General features: G+C 54.1%; 14 protein-coding genes. 4 read left to right on the plus strand and 10 right to left on the minus strand.

Annotated features, from left to right (window positions below):
• Nucleotides 1–230: 230 nt before the first annotated feature.
• Both phoR and phoB read right to left on the minus strand, forming a co-directional pair.
• Nucleotides 231–1526, minus strand: coding sequence for a phosphate regulon sensor histidine kinase PhoR (phoR, locus tag ACHHZ6_RS09220; RefSeq protein ID WP_395122127.1), 1296 nt, complete (start codon nt 1524–1526; stop codon nt 231–233).
• A gap of 21 nt (nt 1527–1547) precedes the next feature.
• Nucleotides 1548–2237 carry a phosphate response regulator transcription factor PhoB gene (gene phoB / locus ACHHZ6_RS09225; protein ID WP_003859122.1) on the minus strand — a complete coding sequence of 230 codons (690 nt, stop codon included), beginning with the start codon at nt 2235–2237 and terminating at the stop codon, nt 1548–1550.
• A 187-nt stretch (nt 2238–2424) separates the two neighbouring features.
• Here phoB and sbcD point away from each other — a divergent pair, with 187 nt between their 5' ends.
• A complete protein-coding gene (sbcD, locus tag ACHHZ6_RS09230; protein ID WP_395122128.1) occupies nt 2425–3630 on the plus strand; it encodes an exonuclease subunit SbcD in 1206 nt (401 codons plus the stop codon).
• Entirely contained in the window at nt 3627–6758 is a 3132-nt protein-coding gene (gene sbcC, locus ACHHZ6_RS09235; RefSeq protein WP_395122129.1) for an exonuclease subunit SbcC, read from the plus strand. The genes sbcD and sbcC overlap by 4 nt, the downstream gene beginning before the upstream one ends.
• 149 nt (nt 6759–6907) lie before the next feature.
• Here the strand turns inward: sbcC and mak are convergent, their stop codons facing one another.
• Nucleotides 6908–7813, minus strand: a complete 906-nt coding sequence (gene mak, locus ACHHZ6_RS09240; protein ID WP_196390905.1) for a fructokinase — start codon at nt 7811–7813, stop codon at nt 6908–6910.
• A 123-nt stretch (nt 7814–7936) separates the two neighbouring features.
• On the opposite strand from mak, the gene rdgC reads away from it, so the two are divergent.
• Nucleotides 7937–8851: a recombination-associated protein RdgC gene (gene rdgC / locus ACHHZ6_RS09245; protein WP_182273905.1), complete on the plus strand. Its 915-nt coding sequence runs from the start codon at nt 7937–7939 to the stop codon at nt 8849–8851.
• A gap of 48 nt (nt 8852–8899) precedes the next feature.
• On the opposite strand, the gene ppnP is transcribed toward rdgC, so the two are convergent.
• The 5 genes from ppnP to ACHHZ6_RS09270 form a co-directional block, all read right to left on the minus strand.
• A complete protein-coding gene (ppnP, locus tag ACHHZ6_RS09250; protein ID WP_182273904.1) occupies nt 8900–9187 on the minus strand; it encodes a pyrimidine/purine nucleoside phosphorylase in 288 nt (95 codons plus the stop codon).
• 71 nt (nt 9188–9258) lie between these two features.
• A complete protein-coding gene (locus tag ACHHZ6_RS09255) occupies nt 9259–9936 on the minus strand; it encodes an AroM family protein (protein WP_395122130.1) in 678 nt (225 codons plus the stop codon).
• A 237-nt stretch (nt 9937–10173) separates the two neighbouring features.
• Nucleotides 10174–10365, minus strand: a complete 192-nt coding sequence (locus tag ACHHZ6_RS09260; RefSeq protein ID WP_182273902.1) for a YaiA family protein — start codon at nt 10363–10365, stop codon at nt 10174–10176.
• A 46-nt stretch (nt 10366–10411) separates the two neighbouring features.
• On the minus strand, nt 10412–10936 hold the full coding sequence (gene aroL / locus ACHHZ6_RS09265) for a shikimate kinase AroL (protein WP_182273901.1): 525 nt from the start codon (nt 10934–10936) through the stop codon (nt 10412–10414).
• A 144-nt stretch (nt 10937–11080) separates the two neighbouring features.
• Complete coding sequence (locus tag ACHHZ6_RS09270) at nt 11081–11539, minus strand: YaiI/YqxD family protein (RefSeq protein WP_182273900.1); 459 nt, start codon at nt 11537–11539, stop codon at nt 11081–11083.
• Between the two features lie 105 nt (nt 11540–11644).
• Here ACHHZ6_RS09270 and proC point away from each other — a divergent pair, with 105 nt between their 5' ends.
• On the plus strand, nt 11645–12454 hold the full coding sequence (gene proC, locus ACHHZ6_RS09275; RefSeq protein ID WP_182274630.1) for a pyrroline-5-carboxylate reductase: 810 nt from the start codon (nt 11645–11647) through the stop codon (nt 12452–12454).
• A gap of 15 nt (nt 12455–12469) precedes the next feature.
• Here the strand turns inward: proC and adrA are convergent, their stop codons facing one another.
• Nucleotides 12470–13573: a diguanylate cyclase AdrA gene (adrA, locus tag ACHHZ6_RS09280; RefSeq protein ID WP_182273899.1), complete on the minus strand. Its 1104-nt coding sequence runs from the start codon at nt 13571–13573 to the stop codon at nt 12470–12472.
• A gap of 102 nt (nt 13574–13675) precedes the next feature.
• Complete coding sequence (psiF, locus tag ACHHZ6_RS09285; RefSeq protein ID WP_182273898.1) at nt 13676–13996, minus strand: phosphate starvation-inducible protein PsiF; 321 nt, start codon at nt 13994–13996, stop codon at nt 13676–13678.
• Nucleotides 13997–14073 lie beyond the last annotated feature (77 nt).

The raw sequence follows: 14073 nt of genomic DNA on the forward strand, positions 1-14073 counted from the left end.
AATTTAAACGCTTATAACGTTTAAAGGCAAGGTGGGATCGCAAAACCAGAACAAAATGCCAGCATGAAAAAACCAACCAGAATAATACGCTAATTATAAGAAAAACCCACGGCTAATCATGCGAACAAAAAAGCATCAGGCGTATAAAATTCATTCGTGTTTCACCTGACTGCAAAGCAAACGGGCCAGCAATAGCTGACCCGTGGAAAGGTAAGATGACACACCTGCTGTCAGGCGATCTTTTTGGCAATTAATCGTTCCGGGATAACGAAACTGAAGCGGGTTCCCTTCCCAATCGTGCTTTGAATATCAAGACGGCTTTCATGATGATTAACCGCATGTTTCACAATCGCCAGCCCCAGACCACTTCCCCCGGTCTGCCGCGAGCGCGCCTTATCCACACGGTAGAAGCGCTCCGTCAGGCGCGGAAGATGTTCAGGTGCGATCCCCGGCCCATTGTCCTCGACGCTAAACTCAGCGCCCGTCGGAAGATGCTGCCAGCGCACCACAATATGTGTCCCCTCCGGGGTATGATTCACTGCGTTATACACCAGGTTAGAAATGGCACTACGCAGTTCATCTTCACTGCCGAGCACTTTCAGGTTGTTATCGACCTCAAACGTCAGCTGATGTTTTTTATGGCTCAGGGTCTGTGCTTCACGCTCCACCACCCGCAGCATCATCGGTACATCAATGGTGTCATTCAGCGCGAGCGTGGGTGCGGCTTCAATTTTCGATAACGTCAGAAGCTGTTTGACCAGCCCTTCCATCCGGTGCGTTTGCTCACGCATCGTGTGCAGCGCTTTCTCGCGCGGTGCGCCTTCGAGAATTTGCTCCTGCATCACTTCCAGGTAACCCTGCAGCACCGTCAGCGGCGTGCGTAACTCGTGGCTCACGTTGGCAAAAAAGTTGCGCCGAGCTCCTTCCAGCTGGTGCATCTGGGTAACGTCACGCGCCACCATCAGCCACTGTCGTTCGCTGTACGGCATCACGCGGATCTCCAGATGGCGACCGCTGTTGAGCCTCAGGTTATGCGGACGCGTAAAATCACGCTTTTTCAGATACAGCGTGAACTCCGGGTAGCGCAAAAGGTTGAGGATGTTCTGACCGTTATCATCCGGCCAGCGCAGGCCTAGCAGCTGTTGCGCCAGGCCATTACACCAGAAGATCGTCCCCTCTTCGGTGGTCAGAATGACCGCATCCGGCAGTGACTCCGCGCCACTGCGAAAACGTTTGATCAGGCTGCCCAGCTCACGGCGGCGCTTTTTATTACGCATCTGCATCTGGTGCAGACCGTAAAGCAGCGGTTCCCAGCTTCCGTGCCCCGGCGGAGGTGTCATACTTCTGTCCACCCACAGCCACCAGGAGAGGCGCAGTAAGTTCCAGAAATGCCAGACAAGCAACCCGGTGACAGATACCAGCAGAAACCACGGTAAATATCCAACGAAGGCCCCCAGAATGAAGGCCGGTATACAACATAAGATCAGTTCAAAGACGAGCCTTTTCCATGACAGACGTTCCAGCACGCGTCACACTCCTGTCATTGTTCAGAAACGGGTAGAAAAACGATAACCCGTACCACGGACCGTCTGTACCATGCGATCGTGGCCGCTCAGTTCCAGCGCTTTACGCAGGCGGCGGATATGTACGTCAACCGTCCGGTCTTCGACATACACGTTAGTTCCCCAGACGTTATTCAGCAACTGCTCGCGGCTGTAAACGCGTTCAGGGTGAGTCATAAAGAAGTGCAGGAGTTTAAATTCGGTAGGCCCCATATCGAGGGGATTTTCGCCGGTCATGACGCGGTGTGAGGTTGGGTCAAGGCTCAGGCCCTGCATCTCAATCACCTCTTCCACCGCCATCGGTGAAATTCGGCGCATCACGGCCTTGATGCGGGCGACCAGCTCTTTCGGCGAAAATGGTTTGGTAATGTAATCGTCCGCGCCGGTTTCCAGACCGCGCACGCGATCTTCTTCTTCACCGCGCGCCGTCAGCATGACCACCGGAATGTCACGGGTCATCGCTTCACGTTTAATGTGCTTGATAAACTGCAACCCGGACCCACCGGGCAACATCCAGTCAAGCAGAATCAAGTCGGGCCAGGGCTCATTCAGCTGGTTCACCGCGCTGTCATAATCTTCCGCTTCAACCGGCTGAAAGCCATTTTGTTCGAGCACGAAGCACACCATTTCACGGATCGGAGCTTCATCTTCTACGACCAGAATACGTCTCGCCATACTTTGCCCTGTCTTATCTTATTTAAGTTACAAGTTTGTAATGCGGCGTCATTATGCGTCAGATTTATGACAGATTTATGAAAAACATTACCACCAGAAATGGCAAACTGTTGTTTTATTACAGCGGTTATTTTCCGTTCCCTGAAAGTTTATAATCCTGCTTTCCATTTTTTGCCACGGATCTCTTATGCGCATACTTCACACCTCGGACTGGCATCTGGGTCAAAATTTTTACAGTAAAAGCCGCGCCGCTGAACATGAAGCATTCCTGAACTGGTTGCTGGACACAGCCCGGTCGCACGAGGTGGATGCGATTATTGTGGCAGGCGATATCTTTGATACCGGATCACCACCCAGCTATGCGCGAGAACTGTATAACCGTTTCGTGGTTAACCTGCAGCAGACGGGCTGCCATCTGGTGATTGTCGCCGGTAACCACGACTCCGTCGCGACACTGAATGAATCTCGTGACATTCTGGCCTTCCTCAATACTACCGTGGTCGCCAGCGCCGGACACGCCCCGCATATCCTGAAAAAACGCGACGGTACACCGGGGGCAGTGCTGTGCCCGGTTCCCTTCCTGCGCCCGCGCGATATCGTGCAAAGCCAGGCGGGGCTTTCCGGTGGTGAAAAACAGCAGCACCTGTTGCAGAGCATCACCGACTATTACCACCAGCAATATGCCGATGCCTGCACCCTGCGCGGTGAGCAACCGATCCCGGTGATTGTCACCGGGCATCTGACGACCGTCGGAGCCAGCAAAAGTGACGCGGTTCGTGACATTTATATTGGCACGCTGGATGCCTTCCCGGCGCAAAACTTTCCACCGGCCGATTACATTGCGCTCGGACATATTCACCGCGCGCAGGTCATCGGCGGTTGCGAGCACATTCGCTACTGCGGCTCGCCCATTTCGCTCAGCTTTGATGAAACAGGTAAAGCGAAATCTGTGCATCTGGTGAGCTTTACCGACGGCAAACTCAGCGCCGTTGAGGCGCTTGAGGTGCCCGTCACCCAGCCGCTGGCCGTGCTAAAAGGCGATCTGGCCGCCATCACCGCCCAGCTTGAACAGTGGCGCGGCATCGAACAGAATCCCCCTGTCTGGCTGGATATCGAAATCACCACTGACGACTATCTGCATGATATGCAGCGTAAAATTCAGGCGCTGACGGAAGATCTCCCCGTCGAGGTTTTACTGGTGCGCCGCAGCCGCGAACAGCGCGAGAAAATTCTGCTCGGAGCTCAGCGTGAAACACTCAGCGAACTCAGGGCTGAAGAGGTGTTTGCACGTCGGTTGTCCCAGGAAGAGATGGACGACGCAAAGCGTGCCCGACTCAACGAGTTGTTTACCCATACGCTGCATGCCCTTAATGATGAGGAAGAAAACGCATGAAAATTCTGAGCCTGCGTCTGAAGAACCTCAACTCCCTCAAGGGTGAGTGGAAAATCGACTTTACCGCTGAACCGTTTGCCAGCAACGGGTTGTTTGCCATTACGGGTGCCACGGGTGCCGGGAAAACCACGCTGCTCGACGCCATTTGCCTGGCGCTCTACCACGAGACGCCGCGCCTGCAAAAAGTGTCTCAGGCTCAGAACGACCTGATGACGCGTGATACTGCCGAGTGTCTGGCAGAGGTTGAGTTTGAAGTGAAAGGTATTGCCTACCGCGCGTTCTGGAGCCAGAACCGCGCCCGCAATCAGCCGGAGGGGAACTTACAGGCTCCGCGCGTGGAACTGGCGCGCTGCGAGGACGGCAAAATTCTGGCCGATAAAGTCACCGATAAACTGGAGCAAACCGCAGCACTCACCGGGCTGGATTACGGACGCTTTACCCGCTCGATGCTGCTTTCACAGGGGCAGTTTGCGGCATTCCTCAACGCCAAACCGAGCGATCGCGCTGAGCTGCTGGAAGAGCTGACCGGGACGGAGATCTATGGCCAGATTTCAGCGAGAGTGTTTGAGGAACACAAAGCCGCCCGCAACGCGCTTGAGATGTGTGAAGCCCAGGCGGCAGGCGTCGTGCTGTTGAGCGAAGAGCAGCAACATCAGTTGCAGCAAAGTTTGCAGGCACTTACTGACGAAGAGAAAACCCTGCTGGTGCAACAGCAAAGCCAACAGAGTGATTTTCAGTGGCTTACGCGTAATGATGAACTCATGCGTGAACAGCAGCGCTCATCAGCCGCACAGCAGCAGGCGCAACAGGCACTTACAGATGCGGCACCGGAACTGGCCAAACTCCAGCTGGCCCAGCCCGCCGCCCAGTTGCGACCGCTGTGGGAACGTCAACAGGAGCAGACCACGCGTCTTACCCAGACCAAACAGCGGATGAGTGAAGTAAATACTCGCTTACTTACAAAAACCTCGCTGCGTTCGCGTATCCGCAACAGCGCTCTGCGCACCCATGAGCAGCTTCAGACCGAACAGACAGCCCTGGCACAGTGGCTGGCTGAGCACGAGCGACTCCGTCAGTGGGGTCAGGAGATTGCTGGCTGGCGCGCGCACTTTTCCCAGCTGGATCGCGACAGAAATCAACTGGCTACACAGTCAGCACGTATTATTGAATTGCGCAAGAAGCTGGAGGCTATGCCAGAAAATGGCCTGACGCTCACGGCGGATGACGTCGCGATAGCAATAGAGCAGCAGACACAGGCGCGGACTTTCCGCCAGCGCCTGACCGCACTTCATGCCCGCTATCAGCCACTGCAAAAGCGGCTGCACCAGAACGCTGAATGCGTGCAAAAAGCCCAGGCGGAGCAGGCAAAACTTAACGAAACGCTAACGCTGCGTCGACAGCAGTATAAAGAGAAAAACCAGCATTATTCAGACCTGAAGGCGCTGTGTGAGCGTGAAGCAACGATTAAGGATCTGGAAAACTATCGTTCACAGCTTGAAGCAGGTAAACCCTGCCCATTGTGTGGTTCCAGCGAACACCCCGCCATCGAGAAATATCAATCCATTGAGCTAACGGACAATCAGCGCCGCCGGGATGCTCTGGAAAAAGAGGTCGCCTCGCTGAAAGATGAAGGTCTGTTGGTTCTGGGGCAGGTCAATGCCCTGACTCAACAGATCCAGCGTGAAACAGACGAAACACAGACGCTTTCTCAGGAAGAGCAAACACTCACTAAAGAGTGGCTGGATGTTTGCACATCCTTGAACATTTCTCTGAATATTCAGGAAGATATTGCCACCTGGATGAACGCACAGGAACACTATGAACGCCAGCTTTATCAACTCAGTCAGCGTCTGACACTGCAAAACCAATTGCGCGAACAGGAAGAGCAGGAGCATCAGTATCAACAACAGCTGACGTCTACGCGTCAGACACTGGAAAACACCCTTCTCACTCTGTCGCTTAGCGTACCCGACGAAGGTACAGAAGCAACCTGGCTGAATATCCGTGAAACGGAGTTCGCACAGTGGCAGGAGAAACAGACTCAGCATGGCATTATTCAGGAACGCATTAACGCCCTGATCCCACTACTCGACACGCTTCCGGTAGCGGATGCCACAGAGGCCGAACCGGTTATTCCTGAAAACTGGCGTGAGATCCACGACGAATGTGTATCGTTGCAAAGCCAGCTTGCCACGCTGCAGCAGCAGGAAAATCTGGAAAGTGAGCGTTTGCAGCACTCCACAACACAATTTTCCACGGCGCTGGCGGAAAGCTGCTTCGCCGATCGGGAGGCATTTCTGGCCGCTCTGCTTGATGAGGAGACGATCCACCGTCTTGAGCAACAAAAGCAGACGCTGGAAAACCTGCTCCAGCAGGCGACGGCACTGTCCGGACAAGCACACCAGCAGCTGCAGGCACATCATGCGCTGCGCCCGGAAGGACTGGACACCGATGCACAAACCCTGCAGACGCAATTACAACAGCTGGCACAACGGCTTCGCGAGAACACCACTCATCAGGGGGAGATCCGCCAGCAGCTCAAACAGGATAGCGATAACCGCCTTCACCAGCAGGTGCTCATGCAGCAAATTGAAGAGGCGGCTCGTCTGGCAGATGACTGGGGCTATCTGAATTCACTGATTGGCTCCAGTACCGGTGACCGGTTCCGTAAGTTTGCGCAGGGGCTGACGCTGGATAATCTGGTCTGGCTCGCGAACCAGCAGCTCAACCGTCTGCACGGTCGCTATCTGTTGCAACGTAAAGTCAGCGACGCGCTGGAGCTGGAAGTGGTCGATACCTGGCAGGCTGATGCGGTACGCGATACCCGCACCCTGTCCGGCGGCGAAAGTTTCCTGGTCAGCCTGGCGCTGGCGCTAGCGCTTTCCGACCTGGTGAGCCACAAAACGCGGATTGATTCGCTGTTCCTGGATGAAGGTTTTGGCACGCTCGATAGTGAAACGCTGGATACTGCACTGGATGCACTCGACGCACTGAATGCCACCGGGAAAACCATTGGCGTGATCAGTCACGTCGAGGCGATGAAAGAACGTATTCCGGTGCAGATCAAAGTGAAGAAGATCAACGGGCTGGGGTATAGCAAGCTGGATAAGGTGTTTGCGGTGGAGTGAGTGTTGGATCTGTGCGGTCTGATGCCCTCACCCTGGCCCTCTCCCACAGGGAGAGGGAACAAACACTAAAAACAGTTTTGCTTTTACCTTGCCTTACCCTGGCCCTCTCCCACAAGGAGAGGGAACAAACACTAAAAACAGTTTTGCTTTTATTCCGGCCACAGCCACGCTGCGCCGCGCACACCGCTGGAATCCCCGTGTACCGCTTTGCGGATCGGGGTTTCGCACTCGCCGCCGAATACCCACTGCTTCACCAGGTTCGGCACCGTGGTGTACAGCCGGTCAATGTTGCTCATCCCGCCTCCCAGTACAATCACGTCGGGATCGAGAATATTCACCACATGTGCCAGTGATTTCGCCAGGCGCATTTCGTAGCGGCTGAGCGCCAGCTCCGCAACCGGATCCTGCTCTTCAACCAGACGCATAATCTCATTGCCCCTGAGGGGCTGACCACTCAGACGGTGGTAATCGGTGGCAAAACCGGTGCCGGAAATAAACGTCTCAATACACCCCTGTTTACCGCAATAACACGGCACTTCGGCACGGTATTTGAGTTCATCTTCATCCATCCACGGCAGTGGATTGTGCCCCCACTCGCCCGCCGTACCGTTACCGCCGATATGGGCGCGCCCGCCGAAGGCCACACCGGCACCACACCCGGTGCCGATGATGACCGCAAAGACGGTCTGTGCGCCTGCGGCTGCACCGTCAATGGCTTCTGATACCGCCAGACAGTTAGCATCATTCGCCAGGCGCACCTCACGATTCAGGCGCGCGCTCAAATCTTTATCAAAAGGCTGACCATTGAGCCAGGTGGAGTTGGCGTTTTTAACTACGCCGGTATAAGGCGAAATCGACCCCGGAATGCCCATCCCAACGGTGCCCACCTGCCCAGTAGCCTGCTCTGCCATGTCGACAAGCCGGGCAATCGTCTCGATAGTCTGGTGATAATCATCACGCGGCGTGGGCAGGCGGTGGCGAAACAGTTGTTCCCCCTGCTCGCTCAGTGCAATGACTTCTGTTTTGGTGCCGCCCAAATCAATCCCAATACGCACAAGACTCTCCTCATTATTCTGATTATCAACAGAGTAGAAGCACGCTTCCCGATTAGCAATGCAAGCGATGCGACAATTCGTTATCATGCCCGCTGATTTAACGACAAGGCCGTGGAAATTATCATGCTGTGGTTCAAAAATTTGATGGTTTACCGTCTCAGCCGCGACGTTTCGCTGCGTGCAGAAGAGATGGAAAAACAGTTAGCCGCTTATACCTTTTCCCCTTGCGGTAGCCAGGATATGGCAAAAACCGGTTGGGTTCCTCCAATGGGTTCACAAAGCGATGCACTGACCCATGCCAGCAGCACCGGTCAAATCATCGTTTGTGCCCGTAAGGAAGAGAAAATCCTGCCGACACCGGTGGTGAAGCAAGCTCTCGAAGCGAAAATTTTCAAGCTGGAAGCCGAACAGGGCCGCAAGCTGAAAAAGACCGAAAAAGATTCACTGAAAGATGAAGTGCTGCACTCTCTGCTGCCACGCGCATTTAGCCGCTTTAGCCAGACCATGATGTGGATCGATACCGTCAACGGGCTGATCATGGTGGACTGCGCCAGCGCTAAGAAAGCGGAAGATACGCTGGCCCTGCTGCGTAAGAGCCTCGGCTCTTTACCGGTGGTTCCACTGGCAATGGAAACGCCTATCGAGCTGACGCTGACCGAGTGGGTGCGCAGCGGTACTGCCGCACAGGGCTTCCAGTTGCTGGATGAAGCCGAGCTAAAAGCCCTGCTGGAAGATGGCGGTGTGATCCGCGCGAAGAAACAGGAGCTGGTGAGCGACGAAATCGCCGTGCACATTGAAGCGGGCAAAGTGGTAACCAAACTGGCTCTCGACTGGCAGCAACGTATTCAGTTTGTGATGTGCGACGACGGCTCCGTGAAGCGCCTGAAGTTCTGCGATGAACTGCGCGATCAGAACGAAGATATCGACAGGGAAGATTACGCCCAGCGCTTTGACGCCGATTTTATCCTGATGACCGGGGAACTGGCGGCGTTGATTCAGAGTCTGGTGGAAGGCCTCGGCGGAGAAGCGCAGAGGTAATCCCCTCACTCTGACCCTCTCCCCAAAAGGGAGAGGGTATTAAACCGTTTATTTCAGGTAACGGCACAGATAAGAGGTAGGTTCAGCAACCTGCAGATGGAACTCGCTGTGGCCAGGGACGTTGAAAACGTCTCCGGCAGCGTAAACTTTCCATTCAGTTTCGCCTGGCAGTAAAACGTTCAGCGCACCGCTGACAATCGTCATTTCTTCAGCTTCGGCTGTACCAAAGGTGTATTCCCCTTCAGCCATCACACCAACGCTGGCGCGGCCAGTGCTGCTGCTGGTAAAACCAATGGATTTCACTTTGCCGGAAAAGTATTCGTTACTTTGAAGCATGAACTGGCCCTTATATTCTTAGATAAAAATCCACTATAGGGGCCATGCTCATGACCTGTCACGTAAAATCATTATGCCAGTAATTCTGACGCCAGCCGGGCCATCAGAACATTGGATAACAACACCGGTACATCAAGCGCCTTTTGCAGTAAATCACGATGATGTTGATGGAACCCGAGGCAGTCCAGGATAAGCACATCAGCCCCTCTTTCCAGCAACGTCTCCCCTGCCGCAATGAGCACGGCCTCACTATCCCAGACGGGATTCGCCAGCGCATACAGCGGCGTTTTTTCCAGCACTTGCCATTTTGCCGCCTGGTTATCCAGAAGCGCCTCAAGAGGGACAATTACCCCCACCTGATGCCCGTCAACAATGGAGGCCACCAGCGGAGGAATAATCCGTAGCGGCTCCAGTAAAATGGCATTACGCGCAATGAATCCCTTAATCGGCGCGGTACTCATCAGTAAAATGACGTCATAACCTTGGTTATCAAGCACTTCAATTACCCCCTGAAGAGAGCGCTCGATTTTCGGACGTGACACATTCGCCAGTTTACCGTCACTTAATAACGTCGGCAGGGGATCCTCCCCCTCTTCTACAGCATAGTCTTCCATGACCTCTTCCCGACTCATCTTACCCAACAGGCTAAGATGCGTGATCTGTTGTTCAGAGACATGCTCTGTTAAGAGCGGTAACACTTCGCTTACAGGGACCACACCAATGGTGAGGATCGCCAACGTCGCCTTCATTTTGATCGCCTTCCATTACCACCACAGCCATCACACAGGTACAGGCTCACCACGCTGCACAGTTCGTTTTTTCACCAAAACAGCCCCAAGCGTAGCAGCTGATCCCTACCGCGAAATGTAAAGATCAGCTGGCCTTTCCGAATCCACCTGTAATAACTAAATATTAACTCTTGCTTAACATTTCCAGTGAATGAAAAGTGTGACTCATGCACGGTAATGTGCACATTGAGATTGTGTTCAGGACTTTTCGGGATCTTCATAACGCTGTTTGGCATCCAGCGCTTCCTGTTCCGTCTCGTGTTCGCTAATTAACGAGTCCGGATGGGGATAATCGGCACGCAGCTGATACCAGGTCAAAGTATGCCCGGGATGGCCTTTTTCGACGGTAACAACGCGTGCACTGCGAGGGTAAGGAGGTCTGTTTGGCATAGTTCATCCAGCGAGTCGGGGGGTGAACTATAAGTATAGATGCCCGTTAACTGGCCCGGGCTAAACGTAGCGCGGTGACAACAGAATCAACAACCTGCTCCGGGGAGACAGAGGCATCCACAACATGATGTGCTGCCTCACGGTATAACGCATCGCGTTCAGCCAACACGTCGCTGACCTCTTCGCTTATCGGTTTTCCGGTCAACGTCGGGCGCTGCCCCTCTTCCGGAAACGCTTCCAGCCTTCCCACCAGGGTAGACACCGGCGCACAGAGGTAAATCACAATCCCTTTTTCGCGCAGAAACTGGCGATTGTACTCCGCCAGAATAATACCGCCCCCCGTTGCAATCACGGTTGCCGGTGCCGTTACTGCTTCCAGCGCAGCGGTTTCACGTGCGCGAAAGCTTTCCCAGCCCTCTTTTTCGACAATCTCTGCGATGGTTTGACCAGCATGCTCCTGCAGCCAGTGGTCGGTATCAATAAACTGGCTTTGACACGCGCGTGCCAGTGCAAGACCAACGGTGGTTTTCCCACAGCCGCGGGGGCCAACTAAAAAGATGGGTTGGTTCATAACCAGGTGTTCCCCTTGATGCCGGAAGGCTGAAGACTGTAAAGAAATGATTGCAGAAGATGTTGCGTTAACTTTACTGCAAAGCGGTACGGGATGACAACCCTGTGGAGGCCACACTGTACCACAATTTGACAATGGTTATCATTACGCGGTGCGGCGCTTCACTTCCAGTAGCCATTTATCCAGCTCAGCGGCAAACTGCTGACGGTCACGCTGGGATAAGCTGTCCGGTCCACCGGTCTGCACGCCGCTGGCACGCAGCGTATCCATAAAATCTCGCATAGTGAGTTTTTCCCGGATGGTCGCGGGTGAATAACGCTCACCACGAGGGTTTAGCGCCGCCGCGCCTTTCTCCAGCACTTCCGCTGCCAGCGGGATATCCGCGGTGATCACCAGATCTTCAGCGCTGCACAGACGCACAATTTCATTATCTGCCACATCAAACCCGGCGGGCACCCGCAGCGAGCGAATAAATTTCGACGGCGGCACGCGGATATTCTGGTTCGCCACCAGCGTAAGCGGCATCTGCACGCGCTCGGCAGCGCGGAACAAAATCTCTTTAATCACATTCGGACAGGCGTCCGCATCAACCCAAATCGCCATGTTGTCTCCCCGGTATCACAATGATGGCTATTGTCGCCTGCTTTTCATTGTTAAGCTATAAAGCTATCAATCAGAGACAACAACGCATAATAACGGAGAGACGTGATGGAGAAAAAAATCGGGTTTATCGGCTGCGGTAATATGGGTAAAGCCATCCTGGGTGGCCTGATTGCCAGCGGCCAGGTGCTGCCGGGGCAGATTTGGGTCTATACCCCATCACCGGATAAAGTCGCCGCACTGCACGATGAATACGGAATTAACGCTGCCGAAAGCGCGCAGGAAGTGGCTCAGGTGGCGGATATCGTCTTTGGAGCCGTTAAACCCAACATCATGATCAAAGTGCTGAGCGAAATCACCTCCAGCCTGAACAAAGAGACGCTGGTCGTTTCAATTGCGGCGGGCGTTACCCTCGATCAACTGGCGCGTGCGCTGGGCCATGACCGTAAAATCGTCCGTGCGATGCCCAATACCCCATCACTGGTCAACGCCGGTATGACGTCCATCACGCCGAACGCGCTGGTCACCACGGAAGATGTGGCAGATGTCCTGAACATTTTCCGCTGCTTCGGTGAAGCGGAAGTGATTGCCGAGTCAATGATCCACCCGGTTGTGGGCGTAAGCGGCTCGGCTCCCGCGTATGTCTTTATGTTTATTGAAGCCATGGCTGACGCGGCTGTGCTGGGCGGTATGCCGCGCGCGCAGGCTTATAAATTTGCCGCGCAGGCCGTCATGGGCTCGGCAAAAATGGTACTGGAAACCGGCAAACACCCGGGTGAACTGAAAGATATGGTCTGCTCCCCGGGAGGAACCACCATTGAAGCAGTGCGTGTGCTGGAAGAACGCGGGTTCCGCGCGGCCGTCATTGAGGCAATGGTCAAATGCATGGAAAAATCAGAAAAGCTGAGTAAATCCTGATCCCCCTGCCGGGCGTCAGGCGGCCACCTCGGTACGACCCCGTCCGGCGTTTTTGGCTTTATACAGCGCAATGTCTGCCGCTTTTAACCACTCGCGGTAGTGACCAAACTGTGTACTCCAGGGAGCCACACCTACGCTAATGCGCAGCCGCTCTGAGGGTGCGCCGGGTAACGACAGTTTTTTCAGCCGCTCGTGAACACGTGACATTGCGGCGATCGCATTTTCGGCAGGCGTTCCGGACATAATTATCGCGAACTCATCCCCACCGAAACGGCCAATAAAATCCCCTGAACGTAGCGTCATCTGTAGCTGGCGAGTGATGGCGATAATCGCTTCGTCACCCACATCGTGCCCCCAGGTGTCGTTAATCCCCTTAAAGTGATCGATATCGATGAGCAAAATTGTCGTCTGCCGGTGGTTGTGACGGCACTGTTCATATTCGTTACGCAGGAGCGTCTCCCAGTGGCGGCGGTTGAAGACACCTGTCATGCCATCGTGGGTGCTCATCAGTTCCAGTCGGTGTCTATTTTCTGCCAGCCGGACCGCGGTCTGGTGGCTCACCCAGGCAAAGAGCATGGGATACAGCATAAAAACGGGCAGAGTCAGCCACCACTCCAGCGGCTCGGGAGAGAACGTCACGATTCTGCCGGTCAATGATAACGTCACCACGGCCGACAGCAGGGTCATAGTCACGCCAGCAAGGAATAAGCGACAGCCACCCGATCCCATCATATTCATACCTATCATCATGACCAGTGCGGTCGTGGGCAGGGCATTTCCTCCCATCAGGCCAATCCATACCCCGGCGATGACGGCATCGACCTTCAGGTTTACGATTTCGCGGCGAAAAGGATCGGGAGCACGACAGGTAATCTGCCAGGCAAGATGAGGCCAGACAAACGCCCAGCCAACCAGCAACAACCACCAGCCGCCAGCCAGAAACTGGGTTACCAGTACTCCGGCAATGGGGAAGAACATCGCTGCCAGCCCGACCATTCGTGCCAGCCGAACCCGCCGGGCAAAGCGAATGCCCGTACGATGCGAGTCATCCTGAGAAAGGTTTTGATGCCACTCTTCCCGAATACTCTCTTTATTGTAAAAATTTTCATCATTCATCATTTTTTGGGAATATTCTGAAATATTTCCCAAATTATAGAGAGGGGGTTTTCGGGGAAAGTATGAAATTTTGGGTGAGCCAGGACAACGACTCACCCGTTAGAACTATGATTTTTTCTTCAGGCAACCGCTCATAAACTTCTTACGATCGTCACCTTTCAGTGATTGTTCAGTGGCCTGAGCGTTACATTCCCGCATTTTTTGTTGCTGTGGCGTCAGGCTTTTCTCATCCGGTTTGGATGCACCATTTTTGAGACAATCGCTCATATAGGTCTTGCGGGCATCGCCTTTCAGAGTCTTCGCTGTTGCCTGTTGGTTACAGGTAGTCATGCGCTGTTGTTGAGGGGTTAATGTTTTTTCTTCCGCGTTCGCCGAAGCCATCAGGAACATACCTGAGAGCAAGGTAACCAGTATTGTTGCTTTCATTACACCATCCTTTTGTGAACATACACGCTAAGTCTGGCTCTGTGACAGGAAAAAAACCACCCGGCAGCCATAATTTC

The organism is Enterobacter cloacae complex sp. 2024EL-00214 (genome assembly GCF_043945575.1).
GTDB classification, from domain to species: Bacteria; Pseudomonadota; Gammaproteobacteria; order Enterobacterales; family Enterobacteriaceae; genus Enterobacter; species Enterobacter cloacae_P.